The following is a 26,826-nucleotide window of genomic DNA, read 5'->3' on the forward strand; positions in this document are numbered from 1 at the left end:
TCAGCCTACGCCTCGATAGGGGCTGCAGGGTCGAGGAAACGGTCGTATCCCTCGTTCTCCAGCCGGTCGGCGAGCTCCGGGCCGCCCTCTTCCACGATCTTGCCCGCGACGACCACGTGGACGAAGTCGGGACGGATGTAACGGAGGATGCGGGTGTAGTGGGTGATCAGCAGCACGCCGAGCCCGGTGGACTCCTTCGCACGGTTGACACCTTCGGAGACGATCTTCAGCGCGTCGACGTCGAGGCCGGAGTCGGTCTCGTCGAGGACCGCGAACTTCGGCTTGAGCACCTCGAGCTGCAGGATCTCGTGACGCTTCTTCTCACCGCCGGAGAAGCCCTCGTTGACATTGCGCTGCGCGAACTTCGGGTCCATGCGCAGGTTCGACATGGCGGCCTTGACGTCCTTGGTCCACCCGCGGATCGCCGGTGCTTCGCCGTCGAGCGCGGTCTTCGCAGTACGCAGGAAGTTCGTCACCGTGACGCCGGGGATCTCCACCGGGTACTGCATCGCGAGGAACAGTCCTGCGCGAGCGCGCTCGTCGACGCTCATCTCCAGGACGTCCTGGCCGTCGAAGGTGATCGAACCGGAGGTCACCGTGTACTTCGGGTGACCTGCGATCGTGTAGGCCAGGGTCGACTTGCCGGAGCCGTTGGGGCCCATGATGGCGTGGGTCTCACCGGTGTTCATGGTGAGGTTGATTCCGTTGAGGATCGGGGTGGTCCCCGCCTCGGTCTCGACCGTCACGTGCAGGTCGCGGATCTCGAGAACAGACATTCTTCAGACTTCCTTAATCACAGTCGGATCGATGAGCACGTCGTCGCCGTCGATCTGGACGACGTAGACCGGGACGGGCTCATATGCGGGGAGATTCTGGGGCTTGCCGGTGAGCAGCGAGAAGGCCGAGCCGTGCGCCCAGCACTCCACGGTGTCTCCCTCGACGAACCCCTCGGACAGCGAGATGTCGCCGTGGGTGCAGGTGTCGCCGATGGCGTGGATGACTCCGTCACCGTCCTTGATCACGGTGATGGGCACACCACCCGGGTCGACGCGCAGAGGCGTGTCCTGCTCGAGGTCGGCGACACCGCAGACGCGTTCGGCGGTCATGCACTCACCTCGGCGAGCTCCGCCTCGATCGCCGCCAGCAACTCGGTCTCGAGAGCGGGGATGCCGAGACGCTGCACGATGTCGGTGAGGAAGCCGAGCACGACGAGTCGTCGCGCTTCTTCTTCCGTGATACCGCGGGCCTGGAGGTAGAAGAGCTGCTCGTCGTCGAAACGACCGGTGGCGCTGGCATGGCCCGCACCGAGGATGTCGCCGGTCTCGATCTCGAGGTTCGGGATCGAGTCGGCGCGCGCGCCCTCGGTCAGCACCAGGTTGCGGTTCGCCTCGTAGGAGTCGGTGCCCGTCGCGTCTGCACCGATGAGCACGTCGCCGATCCAGACGCTGTGGGCGCTCTGTCCCTGCAATGCCCCCTTGTAGAGGACGTCGCCCTTCGTGTGCGGCCCCTTGTGGTGCAGATACACCTGGCTCTCCAGGTGCTGCCCGGCGTCCGCGTACGAGAGGCCATAGAGGTACCCCTCGGAGCCGGCGCCGGCGAGCTCGACACTCGGGTTGACCCGCACGACGCCGCCACCGAAGCTGACCACGAAATGCTTGAGGGTCGCATCCGCGCCCACCCTGGCCTGGTGCGCGGCGGCGTGCACGGCGTCATCGGCCCACTGCTGCAGGCTGATGACGGTGAGCTTCGCCCCGTCGCGGACGATGATCTCGACGTTCTGCGCGTACTGCGCTGAGCCAGTGTGCTGGAGGACGACCGTCGCCGCGCTGTGCTCGAGCGCTTCGATGACGATGTGCGCATCGGCCCGACGCTCAGCGCCCAGCCCCGTGATGGCGATGAAGATCGGCTCTGCGACCTCCTCTTCACGCGGGATGCGCACATGAAGGGCCTCGGAGCTGCCCTGCCAGGCGACGGCGGCCGTGATGTCCTCCGCGAGGAAGACCTCACCACGGGGCTCCGCGCCGACGGCGAGCGGGGCGGCGATGTACTGCTCCCCTGCGCTGTGCGCGTAGCTGACGCCGTCGTTCGGTGACGCGACCTCGAACAGCGGCGTGAGCTGCGCGATCGGGGTGTGCTTCCAGTTGACCTCGCGCCCGGTGGGGGCGCCGAAGTCGGAAGGTTCGAAGGAGTGCGGCCGCTCCGAGCGGGTCTGCACCGGGACGAATCCGGCTTCTGCGACCTGGGCCGCGGGGTCGATGTGCGCGTTCGTGTGCTGCGCCTCGGCAGGCGCTGTCGTAGCGGCGGTCACTAGCCGACCGATCCTTCCATGCCCATCTCGATGAGCTTGTTCAGTTCCATCGCGTATTCCATGGGCAGCTCGCGTGCGATCGGCTCGATGAAGCCGCGCACGATCATCGCCATCGCCTCGTCCTCGGGCATTCCGCGCGACTGCAGGTAGAACAGTTGCTCCTCGCTCACCTTCGAGACCGTGGCCTCGTGGCCGAGCTGCACGTCGTCGACACGGATGTCGATCGCCGGGTAGGTGTCGGAGCGTGACTTGGTGTCGACGAGCAGCGCGTCGCATCGCACGGTGTTCGCCGAGTGGTGCGCCGCGGCGTCCACGCGCACCTCGCCGCGATAGCCGGCGCGCCCGCCGCCACGCGCGATCGACTTCGAGACGATCGACGACTGGGTGTACGGCGCCATGTGGATCATCTTCGCGCCCGCGTCCTGGTGCTGACCGGGGCCGGCGAAGGCGACCGAGAGCGTCTCCCCCTTGGCGTGCTCGCCCATCAGATAGATCGACGGGTACTTCATCGTCACCTTGGAGCCGATGTTGCCGTCGACCCACTCCATGGTCGCTCCCTCGTGCGCCACGGCGCGCTTGGTGACCAGGTTGTAGACGTTGTTCGACCAGTTCTGGATCGTCGTGTAGCGCACGCGGGCGTTCTTCTTCACGATGATCTCGACGACGGCCGAGTGCAGGGAGTCCGACTTGTAGATCGGAGCCGTGCAGCCCTCGATGTAGTGGACGTAGCTGCCCTCGTCGGCGATGATCAGGGTCCGCTCGAACTGGCCCATGTTCTCGGTGTTGATCCGGAAGTACGCCTGCAGCGGGATCTCGACATGCACGCCCTTGGGGACGTAGACGAAGGAACCGCCCGACCACACGGCCGTGTTGAGCGCGGCGAACTTGTTGTCACCCGCGGGGATGACGGTGCCGAAGTACTCCTCGAAGAACTCCGGGTGCTCACGCAGAGCCGTGTCGGTGTCCATGAAGATCACGCCCTGCTGCTCCAGGTCCTCGCGGATCTGGTGGTACACGACCTCGGACTCGTACTGAGCGGCGACACCGGCGACCAGGCGCTGACGCTCGGCCTCGGGGATGCCGAGCTTCTCGTAGGTGTCCCGGATCTCGGCCGGAAGGTCTTCCCAGGACTGCGCCTGCTTCTCCGTGGAGCGGACGAAGTACTTGATGTTGTCGAAGTCGATCTCGCTGAGGTCTGCGCCCCACGTCGGCATCGGCTTGCGCCCGAAGAGCTGATATCCCTTGAGACGGGTCTTCAGCATCCACTCGGGCTCGTTCTTGAGGGCCGAGATGCCGCGGACGACCTCTTCCGAGATACCGCGTTTCGCGATGGCACCCGCAGCGTCCTCATCGTGCCAGCCGAACTCGTACACCCCCAGACCGTCAAGCTCCGGGCGGTCGATCAGTACATCCGACATCCAACACTCTCCTCACAGGTCCCAAACGGTGTCATCCGCCCCGACACACCTGATCCCCGTCGAGTCTGCGGGAGCGGGTGCCGTTGGTGGGCCCTCATCACCGGCGCTTCCATCGCGCCTAAACTGTTGACGATGCTTCAGCGCGGTCAGCGCTCATCGCAACAATCCGATTCTACAGGTTCCGCCTGACAGACGGGCCATGCCCGCCGCGTCGCGCGCGGTCCGGAGGACTTATGCCCGAGACGATGATCCCCGCCTCCCCGAAGACGGACACGGCACCGCCGCGTTCAGCGCTGTGGGGCCGTGCGTTGACGGTCTTCGCCTGGCTCTCCTTCCTCAGCGAGACCATCATCATCGGCACCGGTGGCGCCGTGCGCCTCACCGGTTCGGGACTGGGCTGCTCGGATTGGCCGCTGTGCACTCCCGAGTCCCTCGTCCCGGTCTTCGAGGTGCAGGGCATCCACGGCCTGATCGAGTTCGGCAACCGCCTGATGACCGGCGTCGTCGGGATCATCGCGCTCGTGGTCGTGCTCCTGGTCCTGCGTCGGTACAGCGGGAAGCGCGGCCTGGTCCGGGCATTGTGGTTCGCCGTCGGCGGCATCGTGGGAGCCGTTCTCACCTACTTCCTCGTGACCCTCGTCTCCGGCTTGTCCGGAGCGGAAGAGGCTCCTCTCGCGTTCCCCTTCGCGACGGGTGTCCTCCTCCTCGCGATCATCGCGGCCGCGGTCCACTCGGTGCGCACGACCGCCGCACGACGCGATCTCGTCACTCTGGCCTGGATCGTCCTGGCAGGCGTCGTGGCACAGGCGCTCGTCGGCGGCATCACGGTCCTCACCGGACTCAACCCGTTCATCGTGGGATTCCACTACGCGTCATCACTGCTGCTGGTGTGCGTCACGGCTGCCTTCCTGGTGCGTCTGAAGACCGCGCCGGGGCCGCGCGAGCGCTCGGTGCCGACCTGGTTCGCGATCGTCACCCACCTGACCGGCCTCGTCCTGGCCATGACGATCCTGTTCGGCGTCCTGACGACGGGTTCCGGTCCGCACTCCGGTGACGCCGACGTGCTGCGCCACGGCTTCGATGCGACAGTGCTCGCGCATGTGCACTCCTGGCCGGGATACATCCTCGCCGGCCTGGTGCTGTTCTTGACGATCGCTGCCTGGGTGCTCCGTCTGGAGCCCCGGCGCTGGCTGCTCGTGCTGGTCCTCGCGATCCTCGTGCAGGTCGGTGTCGGGGTGTGGCAGGCCCGCGAAGGACTCCCCCCGGTGCTGGTCGGCATCCACATGGTCCTTGCCGCACTCTCGGCCGCGACCTACACGGTGGTCGTGCTGCGCTTGCGGCGTCCGGTCCCTGCGGAAGACTGAGGTCGCACAGGCGATGCACAGGCGCCGCATCGCCGACTCATCAGCAGGTCGGCGATGATGGCCGCATGAACAAGTCACTCTCACGAAGCATCGGCTTCTGGCTCCTGCTCGTCGTCTCCCTCGCCGCGACCGCGGTGGGTGGATGGCTGATCTCCGGTCAGATCGCCACGATGACCAGCACGCTGCTCGATGGCACCGCCACCGGCATCGAGGTGTACGTCGGACAGTCGCTCGTCGTCGTGGGCGCCGGCGTGCTCGCCGCCGGCATCGTCGGCATCCTGCTGACGCTCGGACTTGTCGCCGCGCGTTCGCTCGTCCCCGTCCCTGCTCCGGCCGTCGTCGAGACGATCGACTGGACGGTGGAAGCGGAGGAGCCGTCGACTCCGGTCGCACCCGAGTCCACCGCGGTCCCGACCACCGAGGTTCCCGCGGACGGTGCCCCCGACACAGTCGAGCCGGCGGCCGACGAGAAGACCGAGGACGACCCCTCCGTCACCCGCTGATCACCCGAGCTGGAACACGACGGGGCGGCACCGAGAGATCGGTGCCGCCCCGTCGTGTTCGAGGAGTGGTCAGAAAGGCAGCAGCGGATCGACCGCGACCGCGACGAAGATCAACGTCAGATAGGTGATCGAAGCGTGGAACACGCGCATCGGGCGAGGCTCGGTACCGCGCACCGCACGGTTGTACAGGCGATGCGACTCGTAGATGAACCATCCGCCGAACACCGCGGCGGAGACCGTGTACACCAGCCCCATGTCCGCGATCGGCACGAGCAGGAGCGAGCAGGCGACCGTGGCCCAGGCGTACAGGATCACCTGGAGGCCGACCTGCGAGGCGTTGCGCGTGACCCCGAGCATCGGGACGTCGACGTCCTCGTAGTCGTCCTTGTACTTCATCGACAGCGGCCAGTAGTGCGGCGGGGTCCACAGGAACACGAGAAGGAAGAGGATGAACGCCGGCCAGTCGAGCGAGCCGGTCACGGCGGACCAGCCGATGAGCACCGGGAAGCACCCGGCGATGCCACCCCAGACGATGTTCTGCTCGGTGCGGCGCTTGAGGATCATCGTGTAGATCACGACGTAGAAGAAGATCGCCGTGGCGGAGAGCGTCGCCGTGAGCCAGTTGGTCGTGAGCAGCAGCCAGACGGTCGAGGTGATCGCGAGCGTCCACGAGAAGACGAGTGCGCCGCGCGCACTGACCTCGCCGGTCACCAGCGGCCGATTCTCGGTGCGATGCATGTGCGCATCGATGTCGCGGTCGAGGTACATGTTGAACGCCGCCGCCGAACCTGCGCTGAGGGATCCGCCGATGACGGTGGCCAGCACGAGCCAGAGGTCCGGCAGTCCGCCCTGCGCGAGGAACATCACCGGCACGGTCGACACGAGCAGCAGCTCGAGGACACGCGGCTTGGTGAGCGTCACGTACGCCTTCACCGTGCGACCGATGGACGACTTCCTCACGGTCTGATCAGACATCGTCGAGATCTCGATCGCCTCCTCCGCGCACGTAACCGGACAACCTCTCCAGTGTATGACACGGCGTGACGTCCTCTGCGCCGTCGATCCGCGTAGCACGACAGTCGTCTTCGCTATGCTGAAAGCACTCGCGCGCCCGGCGCTGCGCACTCCCCTCCACCCGTCCCCGCGACGGTGCAGGATGCGCCAGGGAAGTTGCGGATGCGCCAGGGAATACGGGCGCCCTCGAAACTGTCGGAAAGGGCATGAACGTGTCGGAATTGCAGTGGGATGAGATCGATCGACGTGCGGTGGACACCGCCCGGATCCTGGCGGCCGATGCCGTTGAGAAGGTCGGCAACGGGCACCCCGGCACGGCGATGAGCCTCGCTCCGGCCGCGTATCTCCTCTACCAGCGGGTGCTCCGCCACGATCCGACCGACACCGACTGGCTGGGCCGCGACCGCTTCATCCTGTCCGTGGGGCACTCCTCCCTCACCCAGTACGTGCAGCTATACCTCGGCGGTTTCGGGCTCGAGCTCGACGACCTGAAGGCGCTTCGCACGTGGGGCTCGCTGACCCCCGGACACCCGGAGTACGGGCACACCAAGGGCGTCGAGATCACGACCGGACCTCTCGGCCAGGGACTCGCCTCGGCCGTGGGCTTCGCCTACGCCGCCCGCTACGAACGCGGCCTGTTCGACCCCGAAGCCGCTGCGGGCACGAGTCCGTTCGACCACTTCGTGTACGTGATCGCCGGTGACGGCGACCTGCAGGAGGGCGTCACGAGCGAAGCCTCCTCTCTGGCCGGCCACCAGCAGCTCGGCAATCTGATCGCGATCTACGACTCCAACCAGATCTCGATCGAGGACGACACCAACGTCGCCTTCACCGAGGACGTCGCGAAGCGTTACGAGTCCTACGGCTGGCAGGTCCAGGTCGTCGACTGGAAGAAGACCGGCGAGTACGTCGAAGACGTCGCCGAGCTCAACGCGGCCATCGAGGCGGCTCAGGGCGAGACCTCGAAGCCGTCGCTCATCATCCTCAAGACGATCATCGGCTGGCCCTCGCCCGGCAAGCAGAACTCCGGCAAGATCCACGGCTCCGCCCTGGGTGCCGACGAGCTGGCCGCGACCAAGAAGGTCCTCGGCTTCGACCCCGACCAGAACTTCGTGGTCGCCGACGAGGTCATCGCGCACACGCGTGGTCTCGCCGCTCGCGCTGCCGAGGCACGTGCCGCGTGGCAGGAGTCGTTCGACGCCTGGGCATCAGCCAACCCGGAGAAGAAGGCCCTGCTCGACCGGCTCGAGGCCCAGGAGCTCCCGGCCGACATCACCGGCGCGCTGCCCGTGTTCGAGTCCGGCAAGGAGGTGTCGACCCGCGCCGCATCCGGCCAGGTCATCAACGCCCTCGCCGCCGAGCTCCCCGAGCTGTGGGGCGGATCGGCTGACCTCGCCGAGTCGAACCTCACGACCATCAAGGATGCGCCGTCGTTCATCCCCACCGAGTGGTCGACCCACGAGTGGTCGGGCAACCCCTACGGACGCGTGCTGCATTTCGGCATCCGCGAGCACGCCATGGGTGCGATCGTGAACGGCATCGTGCTGCACGGCCCGACCCGCGCGTTCGGCGGCACGTTCCTGATCTTCAGCGACTACATGCGGCCCGCGGTTCGCCTCGCGGCGCTCATGGACATCCCGTCCGTCTTCGTCTGGACGCACGACTCAGTCGCCCTCGGCGAGGACGGGCCCACCCACCAGCCGATCGAGCAGCTCGCCACCCTCCGCGCGATCCCGAACTTCACGGTCGTGCGCCCGGCGGACGCGAACGAGACCTCGGCCGCCTGGCTGGAGATCCTGCGTCGCCACGGGGGCCCCGCCGGCATCGCCCTCACGCGGCAGAACATCCCGGTGTTCGAGCGCGGCGACGGTGCGGCCTCGGGTGATGTGTTCGCCTCCGCCGACAACGCGTCCAAGGGCGCCTACGTCCTGGCCGAAGCACCGAACGGAACGCCAGACGTCATCATCATCGCGACCGGCTCGGAGGTGCAGCTCGCCGTGGGCGCCCGCGAGGCGCTGGCCGCGGAAGGTGTGAACGTTCGCGTCGTCTCCGCTCCTTCGCTGGAGTGGTTCCACGAGCAGGACGAGGCGTACCGTGAGAGCGTGCTCCCGGCTTCCGTCACGGCCCGCGTCTCCGTGGAGGCGGGATCGGTGCTCGGCTGGCGCGAGATCGTCGGCGACCGCGGTCGCTCGATCGGCATCGACCACTTCGGTGCCTCCGCGGACTACAAGACCCTGTTCGAAAAATTCGGAATCACGACCGAGGCCGTCATCGCGGCCGCACGCGAGACCATCGCCGCACACAGCACCAAGGAGAACGCATGAGCACCCCCACCGCACAGCTCGCCGCCGCAGGTGTCAGCATCTGGCTCGACGACCTCTCCCGCACCCGCATCTCCTCCGGCAACCTCGCCGAGCTGATCTCGTCGCGCGACATCGTCGGAGTCACCACGAACCCGACGATCTTCGCGAACGCGATCACGGATAAGAACGACACCTCGTACGACGCGCAGGTGACCGAGCTCGCGGCATCCGGGGCGAGCGCCGAGGAGGCGGTCTTCGCCGCCACCACGCAGGACGTGGCCGCGGCACTCGACGTCTTCCGTCCGGTCTGGGAAGCGTCAGACCACGTCGACGGTCGTGTCTCGATCGAGGTCTCCCCCGACCTCGCCCACGACACCGCGGGCACCGTGGCACAGGCCAAGGAGCTGTGGGCGAAGATCGACCGCCCCAACCTGCTCGTCAAGATCCCGGCGACCAAGGCGGGTCTCCCGGCGATCTCCGAGGCGATCGGTGCCGGGATCAGCGTCAACGTCACGCTGATCTTCAGCCTCGAGCGCTACGCCGAGGTCATCGACGCCTACCTCACCGGACTCGAGACCGCGAAGGCAGCCGGCATCGACCTGTCGACCATCCACTCGGTCGCCTCGTTCTTCGTCTCCCGGGTCGACACCGAGACGGACAAGCGTCTCAGCGCCATCGGGACCGACGCCGCGGAGGCGCTCAAGAGCAAGGCGGGCCTGGCGAACGCCCGCCTCGCCTACGAGCTCTTCGAGCAGAGCTTCGCCGGTGACCGCGCCAAGACCCTGCTCGATGCCGGAGCCAACCCGCAGCGTCCGCTGTGGGCTTCGACGGGCGTGAAGGATCCCGCACTCCCCGACACCCTCTACGTGACCGAGCTCGTCGCTCAGGGCGTCGTCAACACGATGCCGGAGAAGACCCTCGAGGCGACGTTCGACCACGGCGTCGTCACCGGCGACACGATCACGGGCGGCTACGAAGAGGCCCGCGCCGTCTTCGCCGGACTCGCCGAGGTCGGCATCGACTTCACCGATGTCACCCAGGTGCTCGAGGACGAGGGCGTCGCGAAGTTCATCGACTCGTGGCACGATCTGCTGACGCAGGTCGCCGAAGGTCTGGAGTCCCAGCGATGACGTTCTCCATCCACGCATCCGGAGCCGCGCGCGCCGCGATCGATGAGACGGTGCCGAGCCTCGTCCACGATCTCGTCGCTTCCCGCATCACCGGCGGAGATCCCACGCTCTGGGGTACCGCGGCAGAGGCGGAGGCGTCGATCCGGCTCGGATGGGTCGAGGCCGTCTCGGTCTCGCGCCCCCTCGTCGCCGAGATCGTCGCCCTGCGCGACGACCTCCACGCCAAAGGGGTCACGCGGGTCGTCCTGGCGGGCATGGGAGGCTCCTCGCTCGCTCCCGAGGTCATCGCACAGACCGCAGGGGTGCCGCTGACCATCCTCGACTCGACCGCTCCCGGCCAGGTGCTCGCCGCCCTGGATGAAGGGCTCGAGGGCACCGTTCTGGTCGTGTCGTCGAAGTCCGGGTCCACGGTCGAGACCGACTCGCAGCGTCGTACCTTCGAGGCCGCTTTCCGCGACCTCGGCATCGATCCCGTGGAACGCATCGTCGTCGTGACCGACCCCGGTTCCCCGCTCGATGCGTCGGCGCGCGAAGCAGGGTACCGCGTCTTCAACGCCGACCCGAACGTCGGAGGGCGCTACTCAGCGCTCACAGCGTTCGGACTGGTGCCGACAGGTCTCGCGGGCGTCGACATCGACGAGCTGCTGAACGAAGCCGAGGCCTCGTCGCTCGAGGTGGCCGTCGACTCCGCCGAGAACCCGGCGCTCCGCCTCGGTGCGGCCATCGCCGCGACGAACCCCCGTCGCGACAAGCTCGGTCTGATCACGGACGGCACGCACATCAAGGGTCTGCCGGACTGGATCGAGCAGCTCATCGCCGAGTCCACCGGCAAGGACGGTACCGGTATCCTCCCGGTCGTCCTCCTTCCGGTCTCGCCGGAGCTCGACCCGGTGCCCGCCGACCTGCAGATCGTGCGGCTCGTCGACGACGCGAACGAGTTCCACCTGCACGAACGCTACGAGGGCGAGATCCTCGTCAGCGGGACGCTCGGCGCGCAGCTCATCGTCTGGGAGTACGCGACCGCGATCGCGGGCCACCTGCTGCACATCAACCCCTTCGATCAGCCCGATGTCGAATCGGCCAAGGTCGCTGCCCGTGGCCTTCTCGACGCACGCCCCGAGCCGACCGCCCCGGCCTTCGTCGAGAACGGCGTCGAGGTGCGTGTGTCCGACCCGGCACTCGCGGCCTCCGGCACCGTCGAGGGCGTCCTGGACGCACTCTGGGCGCAGCTCCCCGCCGACGGCTACGTGTCGATCCAGGCCTACGTCAACCGGCTCGAGGTGCCTCAGCTCCAGGGGCTGCGCGAACTGGTGGCCGCCGACTCCGGACGACCGACCACCTTCGGATGGGGTCCGCGGTTCCTGCACTCGACCGGCCAGTATCACAAGGGCGGTCCCGCGCAGGGGGTGTTCCTGCAGATCCTCGAGCGCACGGACGTCGATCTCGAGATCCCGGATCGTCCCTTCACCTTCGGGCAGCTCATCCAGGCCCAGGCCGCCGGTGACGCCGCTGTGCTCGCCGAGCACGGACGTCCCGTCGTCACGCTGACGATCACCGAGTCCTCGGACGACGTGCTCGCCCTCTTCGAAGCCGCACAGAAGTAACAGCAGGAGAATCCCCCACTGATGTCTGTTCCCCTCTCGCGCGGGCACAACCCGCTGCGTGACCCCGATGACCGCCGCCTCAATCGGATCGCGGGGCCCAGCGCCCTCGTGATCTTCGGCGTCACCGGTGACCTCTCACGCAAGAAGCTGATGCCCGCGGTCTACGATCTCGCCAACCGCGGGCTGCTTCCTCCGGGGTTCGCCCTGGTCGGGTTCGCTCGCCGGGACTGGGAAGACCAGGACTTCGCGCAGGTCGTCTACGACGCGGTGAAGGAGCACGCCCGGACGCCGTTCCGCGAAGAGACGTGGACTCAGCTGCTGCAGGGCATCCGCTTCGTCTCGGGTGAGTTCGACAACCCGGACTCGTTCCACAAGCTTCGTGAGACCGTCGAGAAGCTCGACCTCGAACGCGGCACCATGGGGAACCACGCGTTCTACCTGTCGATCCCGCCGAAGGACTTCCCGCTCGTCGCCAAGCAGCTGAAGGATTCCGGGCTCGTCGGCGAGAACAGCGACGATGACGAGCGCTGGCGGCGGGTGGTGATCGAGAAGCCCTTCGGACATGACCTCGAGTCCGCGCGTGCCCTCAACGCTGCGCTCGAAGTGGCCTTCCCGGCCGACTCGATCTTCCGCATCGACCACTACCTGGGCAAGGAGACGGTCCAGAACATCCTGGCGCTGCGCTTCGCGAACGAGTTGTACGAGCCGATCTGGAACCGCAACTACGTCGATCATGTGCAGATCACCATGGCCGAGGACATCGGCGTGGGCGGCCGGGCCGGTTACTACGACGGCATCGGCGCCGCGCGCGACGTGATTCAGAACCACCTCCTCCAGCTCCTCGCCCTGACCGCCATGGAAGAGCCGATCAGCCTGTCGGCTGCGGACCTGCGTGCTGAGAAGGAGAAGGTGCTCGCTGCCGTCCACGTCCCGGAGGACCTCTCCCTCGCCACCGCGCGTGGGCAGTACGACGGCGGCTGGCAGGGCGGCGAGCAGGTGACCGGCTTCCTGGCGGAGGAGGGGATGAACCCCGAGTCGACCACGGAGACCTACGCGGCCATCAAGCTCGAGATCGACACGCGTCGGTGGGCCGGGGTGCCGTTCTACCTGCGCACCGGCAAGCGTCTCGGACGCCGTGTGACCGAGATCGCCGTGGTCTTCAAGCGCGCACCCCAGCACCTGTTCGGGCGTGGCAACGCCTCGGAACTCGGACAGAATGCGCTCGTCATCCGGGTGCAGCCCGACGAGGGCGTCACCATCCGGTTCGGCTCGAAGGTTCCGGGCAGCGGATCCAACGTCCGCGACGTCACGATGGACTTCGGCTACGGCCACGCGTTCACCGAGGCGAGCCCCGAGGCGTACGAGCGTCTGATCCTCGACGTCCTCCTGGGCGACCCGCCGCTGTTCCCGCGGCACGAGGAGGTCGAGCTCTCCTGGAAGATTCTCGATCCCGTCGAGAAGTACTGGGCCGCCGAGGGCGGCCCGGTCGAGCAGTACGCGCCAGGCTCGTGGGGACCGGCATCAGCCGACGACCTGCTGGCCCGCGATGGACGAGTCTGGAGACGCCCGTGATCATCGATCTTCCCGACACCACCGTCAGCCAGGTCGCGAAGCAGCTGGTCAAGGTACGCGAGGAGGGCGGCGCCGTCGCTCTCGGTCGTGTCCTCACCCTGGTCATCTCCGCACGCAACGGGGTGGCCGAGGCCGCCATCGATGCCGCCAACGATGCGTCCCGCGAGCACCCCATGCGCGTCATCGTGCTCACGACCGGCGAAGGGGATTCCCGCCTCGATGCGCAGATCCGCGTCGGCGGGGACGCCGGCGCCAGCGAGGTCGTCGTCCTCCGTGCCTTCGGTGACGCCGCCAGCAACGAGGAGAGCCTGATCACCGGCCTCCTCCTGCCGGATGCTCCCGTCGTCGCGTGGTGGCCCGAAGCAGCTCCGGTCGCACCGGCGCAGTCACCACTCGGCAAGATCGCCCAGCGACGCATCACGGATGCGGCGACGGCGAGCGACGTCCGCGACCGGCTCGCCCTCCTCGGCGAGACCCACGCCCCCGGTGACACCGACCTCGCCTGGACCCGGCTGACGCACTGGCGTGAACAACTGGCGGCCGTGCTGGATCAGCCGCCCTACGAGCCGATCACCGGCGTCGAGGTCCGTGGAGCCGCGGCTTCCCCGTCCACCGCTCTGCTGGCCGCCTGGCTGCAGATGGCGCTCGAGGTTCGGGTGCGCTGGTCGTACGAGGATCCTGAGCACTGGGAAGAGGGCATCAAGTCCGTGCGCCTGACCCGTGAGTCCGGCGACATCCTGCTGGAGCGCCCGACGCCGGGCGTCGCGGTGCTCACGCAGCCCGGACAGCCGAACCACGACCTCCACCTGCCGCGCCGGACCCTTCGTGAGTGCCTCGCGGAGGAGCTGCGTCGGTTGGACCCCGATGTCCTGTACGGTCGAGTCATCACCGAGGGCTGGGAGAAGCTGGGTCCGCCCGAGACTGGAGAGTGACGTCGATGCAGGTATCATCCGCAGAGAAGCGGGTCGTGGTGGAATCCACACCTGCCGCCCTCGCCCACCGTGTCGCCGATCGATTCCTGACGCGTGTCCGCGCGCGCACGAGGAACGGTCGTCTGGCCCACATCGCCCTGACCGGCGGATCGATGGGCGGAGCGGTGTTGCGCGCGACCCTGGAAGACCCTCGGTCGGCCGAGATCGACTGGTCGCTGGTGCACTTCTGGTGGGGTGACGAGCGATTCGTTCCGCGCGATGACGCCGACCGCAATTCCCTGCAGTCGCGGCAGGCTCTGCTCGACCACATCCCGGTACCCGCCGAGAACGTGCATGAGGTGGCCGGCCCCGACACCGGGCTCACTCTGGACGAGTCTGCCGCAGCCTATGCGGCGGAGCTCGCCCGCTTCGGCACCGAAGACCACGCATGGCCGTCCTTCGCCGTGTGCTTCCTCGGAGTGGGACCCGACGGCCACGTCGCCTCGCTCTTCCCCGACCGGGATGAGGTCACGGTCACGGATGCCGCAGTGCTCGCCGTCCGTGACTCGCCCAAGCCGCCGCCGGAGCGTGTGACGCTCACACGTCCGGTGCTGAACTCGTCGAAGCGCGTCTGGCTGGTGCTGACCGGCGCAGACAAGGCCTCTGCCCTGGGTCTGGCCCTCGCCGGTGCCAGCTACACGAGCGTGCCCGCCGCCGGCGCCAAGGGACGCAAGCGCACGGTGTTCTTCGTGGACGAGGCCGCCGCCGCCGAGGTCTCCCCCGACCTCATCGATCAGGCCTACTGAACGGACATCGCGGCTGGGGTGCCGTTCTAGGGCTGTTCCGGCGAACCGGAGCGCCACGGCTGCTCGCGCGGATCCTCCGGGTTGTCCGGACGATCCGTGGCCCCGGGGGTACCGGGAGAGGCCGGAGGGGGTACGGACGTGCCGGCAGCGGCCGGTGTGGTCTGGGCCGTGTCCGGCGAGGTGCTGCCGCGCGCGATCCCCAGCTCCTGGCTCTCGCTGAGCACCTGCGGGTGGTAGCGGGCGAGCCCGACGACTCCCCACACCGCGATGGCGCCCGCGATCACGAAGATCGCCATCACCCAGGGGGGAGCTGCCGCGGCTTCGCCGAGGACGACCATGCCGATGACGACGGCGACGAGCGGATCGACGACCGTGAGCCCGGCGATGACGAGGTCGGGCGGACCCGAGCTGTACGCGGTCTGCACGAAGTAGCCACCGACGGCTGCTGCGGCGACGAGCGCGAGCACGCAGATCGCCGTGATCCACTCGAACTGCCCGGCCTCGATGCGCTTGATGACGACCTTCGCGAGCGTGGCGACGAAACCGTAGAGCACGCCGGCGCCGATCACGTAGAACAGCGCACGCATGCGGTGCCGGAGGATGAGCCAGCCGCCGCCGAGGATGATGATGACCACCAGGAGCAGAGCGAGGATCACGAAGAGCTCACGATCGGTCACCTCCTGCTCGGTTGCATAGATCGCCGCGAAGAAGACGAAGAGGAAGATGCCGCCGACGCAGCACACGATGGCGGTGAGCGACTGTTTCGTCGGAGCGTGACCGGAGACCCGCGCATTCAGGAGGGTCGTGATCACGAGAGCGATCGCCCCGAGGGGCTGGACGACGATCAGCGGGGCCTTCACCAGAGCCGCGAGCTGGCAGACGACGGCGAGCCCGAGCATCAACGTGCCGATGAGCCACGACGGCCGCGTCAGCAGGCGTCGGATCTGGTCGAAGCTGAGTCCTGACGCGCCGTCGGAGCCGCTGAGACGCTCGACCTTCTCCACGCCGCGGTGCTGATACTGCGCTCCCAGCGACATGAAGACGGCGCCGGCGAGGGCGAGAGGGATCCCCAGAAGCAGACCGGGGTTCTGAAAGGCGCCGACGAGCTGGTCGCCGACGTCGTCCACCGCGTTCATCCACACCCCAGCAGTCACGATATGAGCCTACCTGCCGCATCGTGCCGACTAGGGTTGTGACGTGGCTGTACTACCGATTCGCATCATGGGCGACCCCGTCCTGCACTCCCCCGCTTCACCCGTCGACGAGATCACGGACGAGATCCGCACCCTCGTCGAGGACATGTTCGAGACGATGGACACCGCCCCGGGCGTCGGGCTCGCCGCGCCTCAGGTCGGCGTCCCCCTGCGCATCTACACCTATGCCTACGTCGACGACGACGACGAGCCCTGGCGCGGCGTGCTCATCAATCCGGAGCTCTGGATGGTTCCCCTGGAGCCAGGCGACCCCGACCCGGAACTGGAGTCGGAGGGCTGCCTGTCTTTCCCCGGCGAGCGGTTCCCGCTTCGACGCTCCGAGCGCGTCCGCGTCACAGCGACCGACCTCGACGGGCAGCCTGTCTCGATCGACGTGGACGGATGGCGTGCCCGCATCATGCAACACGAGTTCGACCACCTCGACGGCATCCTCTACGTGGATCGCCTCTCCGACGGGGACTGGAAGACCGTGCAGAAGATCGCGCGCAAGCGTGGATGGGGACGCCCGGGCGCGAGTTGGATGCCCGGCGTGGACGACCTCGAAGGATGACCCGAATGAAGCTCCATCCCGGACTCTCCCTGTTCCTCGCCACCGGCGCCCTGACCCTCTCGGTCGTTCTGACCGGTTGTGGTGGATCCGCCTCCGCACCGGAGCCGAGCTCGACGGCGGACGGCGTGGAGACCGAAAACGTCACGACTCCTGCCGTGCAGGTCGGCGATTGCCGCCTCGAAGCCGCCTCCGGGATGCCCGAGGACGCCGAGGTCGTGCCGTGCGACGAACCGCACGACGAAGAGGTCTTCCACCAGGTCACCGTGCTGGAGGAGGACTTCAGCGTCGAAACGGTCGACGCATACACGACGGAGTGCGTGGGTGAGGCGTTCACCGAGTTCGTCGGGATCGCGCGAGAGGAGTCGGCACTCATCGTCTATCTGATCCCCCCCACGGCCGAGACCTGGGACCAGCCCGACGGACGCGTGCTCTCCTGCCTGCTCGCCGATCCGGCCGGCCCCGTCGAAGGAACGCTCGAGGGCGCGGCCCGCTGACCCTCCGCACCGGGTGCGCAGAGCGCCCATGGGAATGACGAAAGCCCCCTCCGAAAAGGGGGCTTTCGTCATTGGCTCCCCGGCTTGGACTCGAACCAAGAACCTGCCGGTTAACAGCCGGCTGCTCTGCCAATTGAGCTACCGAGGAATGCGCCCGCTGCGCGGGCAACTCGACAAGCTTAGCAAACTCCCGACGTAGTTCATGACACCGGGGCGCCGTTCGCGTATGCCGGGCGTGTCGGCGTCAGCGCCGCGAATCCGACTCCGCGTTCGGCACCCAGAGCAGATCCCGGCCGACTCCGCGGGCGACCACATGACCGCCACGGAGCATGAGAGTCTCGGCGTTCAGTTCGCGGATGAAGTCCGCGTCGTTCGTGACGAGCAGCGCAGCCATCGACTGTTCCTTGCGGCGTCGGGTGATCGCATCGAAGACCACGGGGCGGACCTCGAGGTCGAGGTTGGCGAGCACCTCGTCCGCGATGAGCACCCGCGGCTCGAGGACGAAGGAGCGGGCGATCGCCACGCGCTGACGCATACCGGCGCTGAGCTCATAGGGGAACTTCGCCGCCGTCCCGAGCGGAAGGTGGAGTTCGTCCAGCAGCGTGGCCACGCGGATCGACAGAGCCTTGGTGTTGACCCGCCGTTCGCGGATCAGGATCGGTTCGGCGATCACCTCGTTGACCGTCAGGCGCGGCGGAAGATCGGCGCCCGCCCCTTGGGGGACGAAACCGGCGCGATAGGTGAGGATCCGGTGCTTGCGTCCGGGGCGGCGGACGTTCACCCCGCACACCTGTGCGCTGCCTCCGACGACCTTCACCGAGGGATCGGTGGAGCCGGCGAGGGCCGCCACCAGCGTCGACTTCCCGGATCCGGTCGGCCCCGCGACGCAGATGAGCTCCCCGGGCGCGAGCGAGAACGTGACACCGTCGACGGCCCGCGTCGGCATGCCATGACCGATCCGGTCGATCACCAGATCGGAGCAATCGATGGCGTTCTTGGGTTCGGGCTTGCGGGACATGTCTCCATCCTGCCCGCTGCGCGATGCCGCGCGGGGTTACGACTCGGCGAAGCGTTGACGCTCGGCGTCGATGTCGCGCAGGCGCATGCGCAGCGCACGTCCGCCGTCGGAGTCTGCGGGCACACGCTGCACCGCCCCGAGGAGCTCCTGCTTCTCGGACTCGAGCTGGCGCAGCACGAGTCTGCGGGCCAGGTCTGACACGGTCGCGACGGCCCGCTCCTCGTCGCGCGCAGGGAACGGAGTCATCAGCAGTTCACCGGCGAGCGAACGATACGGCTCACGCACCGCGTTCACCGCCTCCGTCACCCAGCCCGCCCTCGTCCGATCCGGCGCCCCCACCACGGCTTCGCGCACCGCGTCCAGCCCCGGAGTGCGGAACGGCACGGCCAGTGCCCTGCTCAGCAGTGCCTGGTCGACCTGATGCCCGTACTGCAGGGCGCCCATCAGGGCGTCGCGCTCAACGGCCACATCGGGGCTGCGCGGCAGAGTCGCCAGCGTGACCGGCGCCATCACGGGCGCACCCGTCGCCCCATCGACCTGTTGCGGAGCCTCCCGACGCACCGGCGGAGCCATCGAGGCACCGCGGGCCGCGCGCTCGACCTCGCTGCGCACCTCGGTCGGATCCATCCCGAGCCGGCGTGCCAGGACCCGTTCGTAGCCCGGGCGCAGAAGCCGGTCGCGGATCTCCGCCACGATCGGTGCTGCGGCGCGAAGAGCACCGACGCGTCCTTCCACCGTGCCGAGGTCGAAGCCGGCCAGCTTGCGGTCGATCGCGAACTCGAACATCGGCTGCTTCTTGTCCATCAGTCCGCGCACGGCGGCGTCGCCCCGCTGGAGTCGCAGATCGCACGGGTCGAGCCCATCCGGTGCGACCGCGACGAAGGTCTGTGCGTTGAATCGATCGTCCTCGGTGAACGCACGCAGCGCCGCCTTCTGACCGGCCTCGTCGCCGTCGAACGTGAACACGACCTCCCCCGAGGCGTTGTCGTCGCCCATCACACGACGCAGCACCTTGATGTGTTCGGTGCCGAACGCCGTGCCACAGGTCGCGATGGCCGTCGTGAGACCGGCCAGGTGGCACGCCATCACGTCGGTGTACCCTTCGACCACCACGACACGTCGAGGATCACCCCGCGCGATGTCCCGCTTCGCGAGGTCGAGTCCGTAGAGGACCTGCGCCTTCTTGTAGATCGGGGTCTCCGGGGTGTTCAGATATTTGGGCCCGTTGTCGTCATCGAAGAGCTTGCGCGCGCCGAATCCGATCGTCTGACCGGAGACGTCGCGGATGGGCCACACCAGACGCCCACGGAACCGGTCGTAGACCCCCCGCTGTCCGGTCGAGACGAGTCCTGCCGTGCTGAGTTCCTCGCGGGTGAACCCCTGCGCCGTGAGGGCCTTGAGCATCCCGTCCCACCCGCGCGGCGCGAACCCCACTCCGAAGTGCGCGGCGGCACCGGCGTCGAATCCGCGTTCTCCCAGGAAGCGACGGCCGGCCTCGGCGTCCGGCGACAGCAGCTGCGCCCGGAAGAACTCCGCCGCCGCCGTGTTCGCCGCGTAGAGGCGACTTCGACCGCTCGTCTCCGGGGCCGCTCCCCCGTCTTCGTAGTGCAGGGTGTATCCGATGCGTCCGGCCAGGCGCTCGACGGCCTCAGTGAAGCTGATGTGATCCATCTCGCGCAGGAACGAGTACACATCGCCCGACTCGCCGCAGCCGAAGCAGTGGTAGTAGCCCACCTGCTGACGCACGTGAAAGCTGGGGCTCTTCTCATCGTGGAACGGGCACAGGCCCTTGAGCGATCCCACGCCGGCCGACTTGAGAGCGACCCGCTCACCGACGATGTCCGCGATGTTCGTGCGCGCCTTGACCTCGTCGACGTCGGCCTGCCGGATGCGTGGCATCAGTGCGCCCCTTCGGCGACGGGTCGCCGCTCAGCGTGCGCGCGTGCACCGGGTCGTGCGTGACGCGGGGTCCAGATGCCGACCTCGGCCGGATCGATCTCCCCGACCAGGCGATTGTGCCAGTCGATCGCGCTCTGGTCGGTGAGGCTGGCGATCTGATCGACCACGACCCTCGCACGCTGGGCATCGTCCTCGGCCGCCACGAAGTCCGCGGCGAACGCGGGCTCGAGAACGTCCGAACCGGCGGACCACAGCGCATCCGTCGACCAGAGCGCGTCGGCGAGACGCTTCAGCACCCGCCGCTGCTCCTTGTAGACGCCTTTTCGCGCTTCGATCGTCACGATCGCCTGGCCCATGATCCCCTTCAGGACAGCGATCTCGACCTCGACCACCCGCGGCACGATCACGTGCGCGTTGTAGCGCACGAGTGCGGTCGAACCGTAGGCGTCTTTGGTGGCGGAGACCGACGCGCGGGCGAAGCGGCCGATCAGGTCGCTCGTCAGGTTCTTCAGGCGGGCGAGAGCCTGACGGGAACGGTCGAACGACGCGAGCCACATCGGCTGGGATGCCAGGCGATACAGGGCATCGGCGAGTTCGTCCCTGGTGAAGTCGTATCCGACCCACTGCTGGATGCGTCCGACGAGGGCATCGTGGGCGAGGGGGTCCGCGAGCTGGGCGACATCGACGTAGCCGTTGACGATCGCGTCCTCGAAATCATGCACCGAGTAGGCGATGTCGTCGGAGAGATCCATGATCTCCGCCTCGATGCAGCGCAACCGACCAGGCGCGCCTTCGCGCATCCAGCGGAAGACGGCCTCGTCCTCGGGATACACGCCGAACTTCAGGCGGCCCCCGGGATCCGGCACGGGGCTGTCCACCGTCCACGGATACTTGCACGTCGCGTCGAGGCTCGCACGGGTCAGGTTCAGGCCGACGGAGCGGTCATCATCGTCGAGGACCTTCGCCTCGAGCCGGGTGAGGATGCGCAGCGACTGCGCGTTGCCCTCGAAGCCGCCGATGTGCTCGGCCCACTCGTTGAGTGCCCGTTCGCCGTTGTGACCGAACGGCGGGTGTCCCAGATCGTGGCTGAGACACGCGGTATCGACGACATCCGCGGAGACGCCGAGTGCCACCGCGAGTTCCCGTCCGACCTGGGCCACCTCGAGCGAGTGGGTCAGTCGGTTGCGCGCGAAGTCCGCCGTGCTCGCGGGGCTCAGCACCTGCGTCTTGGCGGCGAGACGGCGCAGCGCGGCCGAGTGCAGCACGCGAGCGCGGTCTCTGGCGAAGTCGTTGCGCTCGGATCGATGGGTCTCGGCGAAGAAGCGCTCGGCGTCTCGCGCATCGTAGCCGTCGGCGCGAAGCCCGACCGGGGAGTCAGCCGCCACTGTTCTCGATCTCCGCTCCACGCATCATCTCCGAGGCGGAGGACGCGAGCTCGCGCGACTCCAACCACTTGTCCGGCAGCGCCGTGCGCTTGGGGTGTCCTGCCCGTCCGCGCTGGCCCTCCGCGTCCGCGCCGGGGTACGGCGCCGTGTGATCGAGCCGTCCGAGCAGCTCGTCGATCTCCGCCAGGCTGGACGCGGTGGCGAGTCCCGTCCGGATGTCCCCACCGACCGGATACCCCTTGAAGTACCACGACACGTGCTTGCGCACATCCCGGCAGCCCCGGTCCTCGTCCTCGAAGAACTCGACGAGCAGTTCGGCATGTCGGCGGAAGGCGTCCGCCACGAAGCCGAGCGTCGCGTCGACGACCTTTCCCTCGCCCCCGAATGCCGTGGCGAGTTCGCCGAACAGCCACGGGCGTCCGAGACAACCGCGACCGACCACGACCCCGTCGCAGTCGGTCTGGGCCATCATCCGCACGGCGTCGTCGGCCGACCAGATGTCGCCGTTGCCGAGCACCGGGATGCTGGTGACGGCCTGCTTCAGCTCACCGATGGCGTTCCAGTCTGCGTGTCCGGAGTAGAACTCGCCCGCGGTGCGCGCGTGCAGCGCGACAGCAGCCGCGCCGGCATCCTCGGCGGCTCGACCGGCATCGAGGAACGTCAGGTGATCCTTGTCGATGCCCTTTCGCATCTTGACGGTGAGAGGCACATCCCCGGCGGCTTTGACGGCCTGATCGACGATGTCTGCGAACAGCTTCGACTTCCAGGGCAACGCCGCTCCCCCGCCGCGACGGGTGACCTTCGGCACGGGACACCCGAAGTTGAGGTCGATGTGATCGGCGTGGTCTTCGGCGACGATGATGCGCACCGCTTCCGCGATGGTCTTCGGGTCGACGCCGTAGAGCTGGATGGAGCGCGGGGTCTCGGACTCGTGGTGCCTGATGAGTCGCATCGTCGTCTCGTTGCGTTCGACGAGTGCGCGCGAGGTGATCATCTCGCTCACATAGAGTCCGGCTCCGTACTCACGGCACAGACGTCGGAATGCGGTGTTCGTGATCCCCGCCATGGGTGCGAGGACGACCGGCACGTCGAGATCGATCGGACCGATGCGAAGGGGGCGGGCGGTGGTGGCGAGAGTCATGTCGTCTCTATTCTCCCAGACGCGGAGCCGAGAGGGATGCGGCGATCTAAGCTGTGGATATGACCGAATCCTCGCTCCGCACGATCCCGTTCACCGACGCGAAGGGCGAGCAGAAGACGCTCGACGATCTCGGCGCCGATGTGGTGCTGGTGGTGAACGTCGCGTCGAAGTGCGGCCTCACGCCCCAGTACGAACAGCTCGAGGAATTGCAGCGTCTCTACGGTGACCGCGGGTTCACCGTGGTCGGGTTCCCGTGCAACCAGTTCTTCGGTCAGGAGCCGGGTTCGGTCGATGAGATCCTCGAGTTCTGCTCGACCACCTACGGCGTGAGCTTCCCTGTCACCGACAAGGTCAAGGTGAACGGCAAGAACGCCGCCGAGCTCTACAAGGCACTCAAGGAGACCCCCGATGCCGGCGGGAAGGCCGGACGGGTGGAGTGGAACTTCGAGAAGTTCCTCGTGCTGCCGGACGGGGACGTCCTGCGCTTCCGTCCGAAGCAGAAGCCGGACGCCCCCGAGATCGTCAGCGCGATCGAAGCGGCGCTGCCCCGCTAGACCGCGGCGGCCTCCGCCTCGGTCTCCCCGCGCTTCGCCCAGAGATCGCGAAGGACGTTCTCGAATGCGGCCGGCGGCTGCGCACCGCTGATGCCGTACTGGCCGTCGACGACGAAGAACGGCACCCCTTGGATGCCGTAGGCGCGCGCCTGAGCCTGGTCCTGACGCACGGCGGGCAGGTACTGCTCACTCTCCAGCGCCGCACGAGCACGGTCGGCGTCGAGACCGACCTCGACAGCGAGCGCGACGAGATCGTCGATGCGCCCGACATGCTTGCCCTCGGTGAAGTAGGCGGACATGAGCCGCTCCTCCATCTCGTGCTGCAACCCCTCGGCCTTCGCGAAGTGGAGCAGCTCGTGCGCCTTCACCGTGTTGGTGTGCTGCAGCAGATCGAAGCGGTACTGGAGCCCCGCGTCGGCGGCGACACCGGTCACGTTCGCCAGCATCTGCTCGACCTGGTCGCGGGGCATGCCCTTGTGGCCGGCGAGGAAGTCGATCTCGTCCCCGTCGAAGTCGACGGGGGTGTCGGGTGAGAGCTCGAACGAGTGGAACGTGATGTCGACCTGCGGCGCATCCGCGTCGGCAGCTACGGCTTCGAGACCCTTCTCGAGGTTGCGCTTGCCGATGTAGCACCAGGGGCAGGCGATGTCGGACCAGATGTCGATGGAGATGGGTTCAGTCACACTTTGATCCAACCGCATGCGCCTGTGAGCTATTCCGCTGCTGCGGGGACCGGCGGATAGGATTCTCGGATGCTCTTCGTGGACGACCCGCTCCCCTTCCGCCCGAAGCGGGTGCTGGTGGCAGGGGTGTCCGGGTCGGGGAAGACCACACTGGCAGGTCGCATCGCGGAGATGTGGGACCTTCGTCACGTCGAGATCGACGGGCTGTTCCATGGGCCGGGCTGGACTCCGAGGCCGGAGTTCCTCGACGACGTACGCGCCTTCGCGTCGGACGACCGCTGGATCACCGAGTGGCAGTACACGAGCAAAGGCACGGATGCCGTCCTCACCCCGCGCGCGCAGCTCGCGATCTGGCTCGACTATCCGTATCCCGTGGTGCGCAGACGTCTGATCAGGCGCACCCTGGCCCGCGGCGCCCTGCGACGAGAGCTCTGGAACGGCAACCGCGAGAAGGGGCCGTGGAACATGCTCAGCCGCGATCCCGAGAAGAACATCCTCGCGTGGCAGACGGCCACGCTCCACAAGTGGGCCGAGCGCTTCCCCGCGTTGCAGGACGACTTTCCCCACCTCACGATCGTCCGGCTGCGTCATCCGCGGGAGACGGAGCGGTGGCTGCGCTCTCAGGCTGAGGCGTCCGGGGTGTCGATCGCGCCCCCGAAGCGACGGTCGCGCGCCACGTAGATCCCGATCGCCCGCCACAGCTCCTCCCGGGAGAAGTCCGGCCAGAGCGTGTCGAGGAACACCATCTCGGCATACGCCGACTCCCAGAGCAGGAAGTTCGAGGTGCGCTGTTCCCCGGAGCTGCGCAGGAACAGGTCGACGTCCGGCATGTCGGGCACATACAGGTGGCGGCGGACCATTTTCTCGCTGATCGCCTTCGGCTTCACGCGTCCGGCAGCGACATCCTCGGCGATGGCTCGCATCGCGTCGACCAGCTCCACCCTTCCGCCGTAGTTCACGCACATCGTGAGGGTGAGGACGTCGTTGCCGCGGGTCAGCTGCTCGGCGTACTGCAGCTCCTTGATGACGCTTCCCCAGAGCCTCGGCTTGCGCCCCGCCCACCGGATGCGCACGCCCCACTCGTTCAGCTGATCGCGTCGCCGGTGCAGCACGTCACGGTTGTATCCCATGAGGAAGCGGACCTCTTCGGGGGAACGCGCCCAGTTCTCCGTCGAGAAGGCGTACACGGAGAGGTGCTTCACGCCGGCCTGGATCGCACCGGCGACCACGTCGAGGAGCACCTCCTCCCCTGCCTTGTGACCTTCGATGCGATTGAGCCCCCGGCGATTCGCCCACCGACCGTTGCCGTCCATCACGATCGCCACGTGCTCCGGCACCGCAGCGAAAGCGGGAGGATACACACCGGTCCAGTCCAAGGGACGATACGGAACGGCGTCTTTGTGCGTGTACGGCTTGGGAGTCACCGTGCTCCTTCGGAGGGGATGTCGGACACATGCGCGAGCGAGCGGATGCCGCGCTCCAGGTGCCATTGGGCATAAGCGGAGACGAGGCCGGAGGCTGCGGCCGTGTCGGCGTGCGAAGCGGCATCGATCACGTCCCACTCCCCCGCGAGGAGGGAGCGGAGCAGCGCCAGCGTCCTCTCGGCGACGCGCGGGCTTCCCGCCGGAGCGCAGTTCTCGCACACCACTCCGCCCAGCTGTGCGACGAACCGCGCATGCGGGCCGGGGACGCCGCATCGGGCGCACTCGTCGAGGGACGGCGCCCACCCCGACAGGGACATCACCCGCAGCAGGTAGGAGTCGAGGATGCTCCGTGCTCCGTGTTCGCCGCGCGACAGAGCACGCAGTCCGCCGACGAGGAGCAGGTACTGGTCGGAGGTCGCTTCGGCATCGCTCAGCCGATCGGCCGTCTCCACCATGGCGTTCGCCGCGGTGAAGCGGTCGTAGTGCGCCGCGATGTCCGCGCCGTAGGAGCCGAGCGACTCGGCCTGCTGCACGATGTCGAGCGAGCGTCCCTGGTAGAGCTGCACATCGGCCACCATGAACGGCTCGAGCTTGGCGCCGAACTTCGACGAGGTGCGGCGCACCCCCTTCGCCACCGCACGGACCTTGCCATGACGTCGGGAGAGCATCGTGACGATGCGATCCGCCTCACCGAGTTTGTGGGTGCGCAGGATCACCGCTTCGTCTCGATAGGTGGGCACCCTTCGATTATCCTCCGTGCGCGAGAATGGACGCGTGACCGAACCGCTCTTCATCATTCCGCTGTGGGCGGACCTGCTCGGCGTCGGCCTGGGCGGGGTCCAGGGTGCGATGTTCGCCTCGGGGTTCCAGGGCCAACGCCGGCTCGACTGGCTCGGTGTCGCCATCATCGGGATCATGATCGGGATGGGCGGCGGTCTGATCCGCGACATCCTGCTCGGGCAGACGCCCGCGACCCTGCAGAACCAGTGGTACCTCGTGACGGCCGGTGGTGCGGCCCTCTTCGGGATGCTGCTCGCCGGCCTCTTCACCCGGCTGAACACCGCGATCGTGGTCCTCGACGCCGTCGTGATCGGGATGTTCGGCGCGTTCGGGACGAGCAAGGCTCTCGCGTTCGGAATCCCCGAGGTCCCGGCCGTGTTCATCGGGGTCTGCGCCGCGGTGGGCGGAAGCGTCCTGCGCGACATGCTCATGGGGCTGCCGACCGCGATCATGCACGTCGGATCCCTCTATGCGGTGGCCGCCGGCGCGGGGTGCACCTTCATCGTGATCGCCGTCGCACTGGGGATGCCGATCACGCTCGCGGCGATCATCGGGATCGCGGTCACCGCCGTCATCCGCGTCCTCGCCGTCACCTTCGACGTCTCCCTTCCGGAGCAGCGCCGCATCTACCGCCGCAAGGTCGCCGCGGAGACGGGTGCGATCGCGATCGTGAAGCCCAGCGCCGACCTCTGAACCTCGGCTTCCGGGATGCGGCGCGGCAGCAGACGATCAGAGTGATCCGAATGCGAAA

Annotated in this window: 26 protein-coding genes and 1 tRNA gene; 13 read left to right on the forward strand and 14 right to left on the reverse strand. The window is 67.8% G+C overall.

The window, feature by feature from the left end; all coding sequences use genetic code 11:
• Nucleotides 1–5 precede the first annotated feature (5 nt).
• From sufC to sufB, 4 genes are read right to left on the reverse strand one after another with little or no spacing between them, the layout of a single operon-like run.
• A complete protein-coding gene (gene sufC, locus E0W80_RS02460; protein ID WP_047520007.1) occupies nucleotides 6–776 on the reverse strand; it encodes a Fe-S cluster assembly ATPase SufC in 771 nt (256 codons plus the stop codon).
• A gap of 3 nt (nucleotides 777–779) precedes the next feature.
• Nucleotides 780–1,106 carry a non-heme iron oxygenase ferredoxin subunit gene (locus tag E0W80_RS02465; protein ID WP_131491174.1) on the reverse strand — a complete coding sequence of 109 codons (327 nt, stop codon included), beginning with the start codon at nucleotides 1,104–1,106 and terminating at the stop codon, nucleotides 780–782.
• Nucleotides 1,103–2,308 (reverse strand): Fe-S cluster assembly protein SufD, encoded by a 1,206-nt coding sequence (gene sufD, locus E0W80_RS02470; RefSeq protein WP_047520003.1) that lies wholly within the window; start codon nucleotides 2,306–2,308, stop codon nucleotides 1,103–1,105. Before sufD ends, E0W80_RS02465 begins: the two co-directional genes overlap by 4 nt.
• Nucleotides 2,308–3,726, reverse strand: a complete 1,419-nt coding sequence (gene sufB, locus E0W80_RS02475; protein WP_131491175.1) for a Fe-S cluster assembly protein SufB — start codon at nucleotides 3,724–3,726, stop codon at nucleotides 2,308–2,310. Before sufB ends, sufD begins: the two co-directional genes overlap by 1 nt.
• A gap of 233 nt (nucleotides 3,727–3,959) precedes the next feature.
• Here sufB and E0W80_RS02480 point away from each other — a divergent pair, with 233 nt between their 5' ends.
• Together E0W80_RS02480 and E0W80_RS02485 are read left to right on the forward strand one after the other, a co-directional pair.
• On the forward strand, nucleotides 3,960–5,090 hold the full coding sequence (locus tag E0W80_RS02480) for a COX15/CtaA family protein (protein ID WP_047519999.1): 1,131 nt from the start codon (nucleotides 3,960–3,962) through the stop codon (nucleotides 5,088–5,090).
• A 65-nt stretch (nucleotides 5,091–5,155) separates the two neighbouring features.
• Nucleotides 5,156–5,593 carry a tetraspanin family protein gene (locus E0W80_RS02485; RefSeq protein WP_131491176.1) on the forward strand — a complete coding sequence of 146 codons (438 nt, stop codon included), beginning with the start codon at nucleotides 5,156–5,158 and terminating at the stop codon, nucleotides 5,591–5,593.
• A gap of 69 nt (nucleotides 5,594–5,662) precedes the next feature.
• Here E0W80_RS02485 and E0W80_RS02490 read toward each other — a convergent pair whose 3' ends face one another.
• Nucleotides 5,663–6,568, reverse strand: a complete 906-nt coding sequence (locus tag E0W80_RS02490; RefSeq protein WP_131491177.1) for a heme o synthase — start codon at nucleotides 6,566–6,568, stop codon at nucleotides 5,663–5,665.
• A gap of 251 nt (nucleotides 6,569–6,819) precedes the next feature.
• Here E0W80_RS02490 and tkt point away from each other — a divergent pair, with 251 nt between their 5' ends.
• The 6 genes from tkt to pgl are packed head-to-tail and all read left to right on the forward strand — an operon-like array spanning nucleotide 6,820 to nucleotide 14,933.
• Nucleotides 6,820–8,931, forward strand: coding sequence for a transketolase (gene tkt / locus E0W80_RS02495; protein ID WP_131491353.1), 2,112 nt, complete (start codon nucleotides 6,820–6,822; stop codon nucleotides 8,929–8,931).
• Nucleotides 8,928–10,040, forward strand: coding sequence for a transaldolase (gene tal / locus E0W80_RS02500; RefSeq protein WP_131491178.1), 1,113 nt, complete (start codon nucleotides 8,928–8,930; stop codon nucleotides 10,038–10,040). Before tkt ends, tal begins: the two co-directional genes overlap by 4 nt.
• Nucleotides 10,037–11,644, forward strand: coding sequence for a glucose-6-phosphate isomerase (locus E0W80_RS02505; protein WP_131491179.1), 1,608 nt, complete (start codon nucleotides 10,037–10,039; stop codon nucleotides 11,642–11,644). Before tal ends, E0W80_RS02505 begins: the two co-directional genes overlap by 4 nt.
• A 21-nt stretch (nucleotides 11,645–11,665) precedes the next feature.
• The gene (zwf, locus tag E0W80_RS02510; protein ID WP_047519990.1) at nucleotides 11,666–13,216 is read left to right on the forward strand and encodes a glucose-6-phosphate dehydrogenase; all 1,551 of its coding nucleotides are present in this window, start codon (nucleotides 11,666–11,668) and stop codon (nucleotides 13,214–13,216) included.
• The gene (locus E0W80_RS02515) at nucleotides 13,213–14,148 is read left to right on the forward strand and encodes a glucose-6-phosphate dehydrogenase assembly protein OpcA (protein WP_047519988.1); all 936 of its coding nucleotides are present in this window, start codon (nucleotides 13,213–13,215) and stop codon (nucleotides 14,146–14,148) included. The genes zwf and E0W80_RS02515 overlap by 4 nt, the downstream gene beginning before the upstream one ends.
• Before the next feature lie 5 nt (nucleotides 14,149–14,153).
• A complete protein-coding gene (pgl, locus tag E0W80_RS02520) occupies nucleotides 14,154–14,933 on the forward strand; it encodes a 6-phosphogluconolactonase (RefSeq protein ID WP_194239242.1) in 780 nt (259 codons plus the stop codon).
• Nucleotides 14,934–14,959: 26 nt separating this feature from the next.
• On the opposite strand, the gene E0W80_RS02525 is transcribed toward pgl, so the two are convergent.
• Nucleotides 14,960–16,069, reverse strand: coding sequence for a DMT family transporter (locus E0W80_RS02525; protein ID WP_131491354.1), 1,110 nt, complete (start codon nucleotides 16,067–16,069; stop codon nucleotides 14,960–14,962).
• 61 nt (nucleotides 16,070–16,130) lie between these two features.
• Between E0W80_RS02525 and def the strand changes: the two genes are divergently transcribed.
• Both def and E0W80_RS02535 read left to right on the forward strand, forming a co-directional pair.
• The gene (gene def / locus E0W80_RS02530; RefSeq protein WP_131491181.1) at nucleotides 16,131–16,697 is read left to right on the forward strand and encodes a peptide deformylase; all 567 of its coding nucleotides are present in this window, start codon (nucleotides 16,131–16,133) and stop codon (nucleotides 16,695–16,697) included.
• Nucleotides 16,698–16,702: 5 nt separating this feature from the next.
• On the forward strand, nucleotides 16,703–17,191 hold the full coding sequence (locus tag E0W80_RS02535) for a hypothetical protein (RefSeq protein ID WP_131491182.1): 489 nt from the start codon (nucleotides 16,703–16,705) through the stop codon (nucleotides 17,189–17,191).
• A gap of 72 nt (nucleotides 17,192–17,263) precedes the next feature.
• On the opposite strand, the gene E0W80_RS02540 is transcribed toward E0W80_RS02535, so the two are convergent.
• From E0W80_RS02540 to dusB, 5 genes are all read right to left on the reverse strand, one after another.
• Nucleotides 17,264–17,339 (reverse strand) — tRNA-Asn (locus E0W80_RS02540).
• A 96-nt stretch (nucleotides 17,340–17,435) separates the two neighbouring features.
• A complete protein-coding gene (locus E0W80_RS02545) occupies nucleotides 17,436–18,209 on the reverse strand; it encodes an ATP-binding cassette domain-containing protein (protein ID WP_131491183.1) in 774 nt (257 codons plus the stop codon).
• A gap of 36 nt (nucleotides 18,210–18,245) precedes the next feature.
• A complete protein-coding gene (gene dnaG / locus E0W80_RS02550; RefSeq protein WP_131491184.1) occupies nucleotides 18,246–20,108 on the reverse strand; it encodes a DNA primase in 1,863 nt (620 codons plus the stop codon).
• The gene (locus E0W80_RS02555; protein WP_131491185.1) at nucleotides 20,108–21,493 is read right to left on the reverse strand and encodes a deoxyguanosinetriphosphate triphosphohydrolase; all 1,386 of its coding nucleotides are present in this window, start codon (nucleotides 21,491–21,493) and stop codon (nucleotides 20,108–20,110) included. The genes dnaG and E0W80_RS02555 overlap by 1 nt, the downstream gene beginning before the upstream one ends.
• Nucleotides 21,483–22,634, reverse strand: coding sequence for a tRNA dihydrouridine synthase DusB (dusB, locus tag E0W80_RS02560; protein WP_131491186.1), 1,152 nt, complete (start codon nucleotides 22,632–22,634; stop codon nucleotides 21,483–21,485). Before dusB ends, E0W80_RS02555 begins: the two co-directional genes overlap by 11 nt.
• Before the next feature lie 59 nt (nucleotides 22,635–22,693).
• Here dusB and E0W80_RS02565 point away from each other — a divergent pair, with 59 nt between their 5' ends.
• Nucleotides 22,694–23,188: a glutathione peroxidase gene (locus E0W80_RS02565; RefSeq protein ID WP_047519974.1), complete on the forward strand. Its 495-nt coding sequence runs from the start codon at nucleotides 22,694–22,696 to the stop codon at nucleotides 23,186–23,188.
• Here E0W80_RS02565 and E0W80_RS02570 read toward each other — a convergent pair.
• Nucleotides 23,185–23,871: a DsbA family oxidoreductase gene (locus E0W80_RS02570; RefSeq protein ID WP_047519972.1), complete on the reverse strand. Its 687-nt coding sequence runs from the start codon at nucleotides 23,869–23,871 to the stop codon at nucleotides 23,185–23,187. The genes E0W80_RS02565 and E0W80_RS02570 overlap by 4 nt on opposite strands.
• A 69-nt stretch (nucleotides 23,872–23,940) precedes the next feature.
• Between E0W80_RS02570 and E0W80_RS02575 the strand changes: the two genes are divergently transcribed.
• The gene (locus tag E0W80_RS02575; protein ID WP_131491187.1) at nucleotides 23,941–24,552 is read left to right on the forward strand and encodes an AAA family ATPase; all 612 of its coding nucleotides are present in this window, start codon (nucleotides 23,941–23,943) and stop codon (nucleotides 24,550–24,552) included.
• Here E0W80_RS02575 and E0W80_RS02580 read toward each other — a convergent pair.
• Nucleotides 24,492–25,295: an isoprenyl transferase gene (locus tag E0W80_RS02580; protein WP_131491188.1), complete on the reverse strand. Its 804-nt coding sequence runs from the start codon at nucleotides 25,293–25,295 to the stop codon at nucleotides 24,492–24,494. The two genes, E0W80_RS02575 and E0W80_RS02580, sit on opposite strands and share 61 nt — an antisense overlap.
• Entirely contained in the window at nucleotides 25,292–26,035 is a 744-nt protein-coding gene (gene recO, locus E0W80_RS02585) for a DNA repair protein RecO (RefSeq protein ID WP_047519966.1), read from the reverse strand. The genes E0W80_RS02580 and recO overlap by 4 nt, the downstream gene beginning before the upstream one ends.
• 34 nt (nucleotides 26,036–26,069) lie before the next feature.
• Between recO and E0W80_RS02590 the strand changes: the two genes are divergently transcribed.
• The gene (locus tag E0W80_RS02590) at nucleotides 26,070–26,768 is read left to right on the forward strand and encodes a TRIC cation channel family protein (RefSeq protein WP_047520132.1); all 699 of its coding nucleotides are present in this window, start codon (nucleotides 26,070–26,072) and stop codon (nucleotides 26,766–26,768) included.
• Nucleotides 26,769–26,826: the final 58 nt, after the last annotated feature.

It is taken from the genome of Microbacterium sp. PI-1, from assembly GCF_004337555.1.
In the GTDB taxonomy this organism is placed as follows: domain Bacteria; phylum Actinomycetota; class Actinomycetes; order Actinomycetales; family Microbacteriaceae; genus Microbacterium; species Microbacterium aurugineum.

Bases quoted from the DNA above. Each gene is read 5' to 3' on its own strand.
- E0W80_RS02565 (WP_047519974.1), top strand. From the start codon at position 22,694: ATGACCGAATCCTCGCTCCGCACGATCCCGTTCACCGACGCGAAGGGC.
- sufB (WP_131491175.1), bottom strand. From the start codon at position 3,726: ATGTCGGATGTACTGATCGACCGCCCGGAGCTTGACGGTCTGGGGGTG.
- pgl (WP_194239242.1), top strand. From the start codon at position 14,154: ATGCAGGTATCATCCGCAGAGAAGCGGGTCGTGGTGGAATCCACACCT.
- zwf (WP_047519990.1), top strand. From the start codon at position 11,666: ATGTCTGTTCCCCTCTCGCGCGGGCACAACCCGCTGCGTGACCCCGAT.
- sufC (WP_047520007.1), bottom strand. From the start codon at position 776: ATGTCTGTTCTCGAGATCCGCGACCTGCACGTGACGGTCGAGACCGAG.
- dusB (WP_131491186.1), bottom strand. From the start codon at position 22,634: ATGACTCTCGCCACCACCGCCCGCCCCCTTCGCATCGGTCCGATCGAT.
- E0W80_RS02535 (WP_131491182.1), top strand. From the start codon at position 16,703: ATGAAGCTCCATCCCGGACTCTCCCTGTTCCTCGCCACCGGCGCCCTG.
- E0W80_RS02505 (WP_131491179.1), top strand. From the start codon at position 10,037: ATGACGTTCTCCATCCACGCATCCGGAGCCGCGCGCGCCGCGATCGAT.
- E0W80_RS02485 (WP_131491176.1), top strand. From the start codon at position 5,156: ATGAACAAGTCACTCTCACGAAGCATCGGCTTCTGGCTCCTGCTCGTC.
- E0W80_RS02480 (WP_047519999.1), top strand. From the start codon at position 3,960: ATGCCCGAGACGATGATCCCCGCCTCCCCGAAGACGGACACGGCACCG.
- dnaG (WP_131491184.1), bottom strand. From the start codon at position 20,108: ATGCCACGCATCCGGCAGGCCGACGTCGACGAGGTCAAGGCGCGCACG.
- E0W80_RS02490 (WP_131491177.1), bottom strand. From the start codon at position 6,568: ATGTCTGATCAGACCGTGAGGAAGTCGTCCATCGGTCGCACGGTGAAG.
- E0W80_RS02465 (WP_131491174.1), bottom strand. From the start codon at position 1,106: ATGACCGCCGAACGCGTCTGCGGTGTCGCCGACCTCGAGCAGGACACG.
- E0W80_RS02525 (WP_131491354.1), bottom strand. From the start codon at position 16,069: ATGAACGCGGTGGACGACGTCGGCGACCAGCTCGTCGGCGCCTTTCAG.
- E0W80_RS02575 (WP_131491187.1), top strand. From the start codon at position 23,941: ATGCTCTTCGTGGACGACCCGCTCCCCTTCCGCCCGAAGCGGGTGCTG.
- tal (WP_131491178.1), top strand. From the start codon at position 8,928: ATGAGCACCCCCACCGCACAGCTCGCCGCCGCAGGTGTCAGCATCTGG.
- E0W80_RS02545 (WP_131491183.1), bottom strand. From the start codon at position 18,209: ATGTCCCGCAAGCCCGAACCCAAGAACGCCATCGATTGCTCCGATCTG.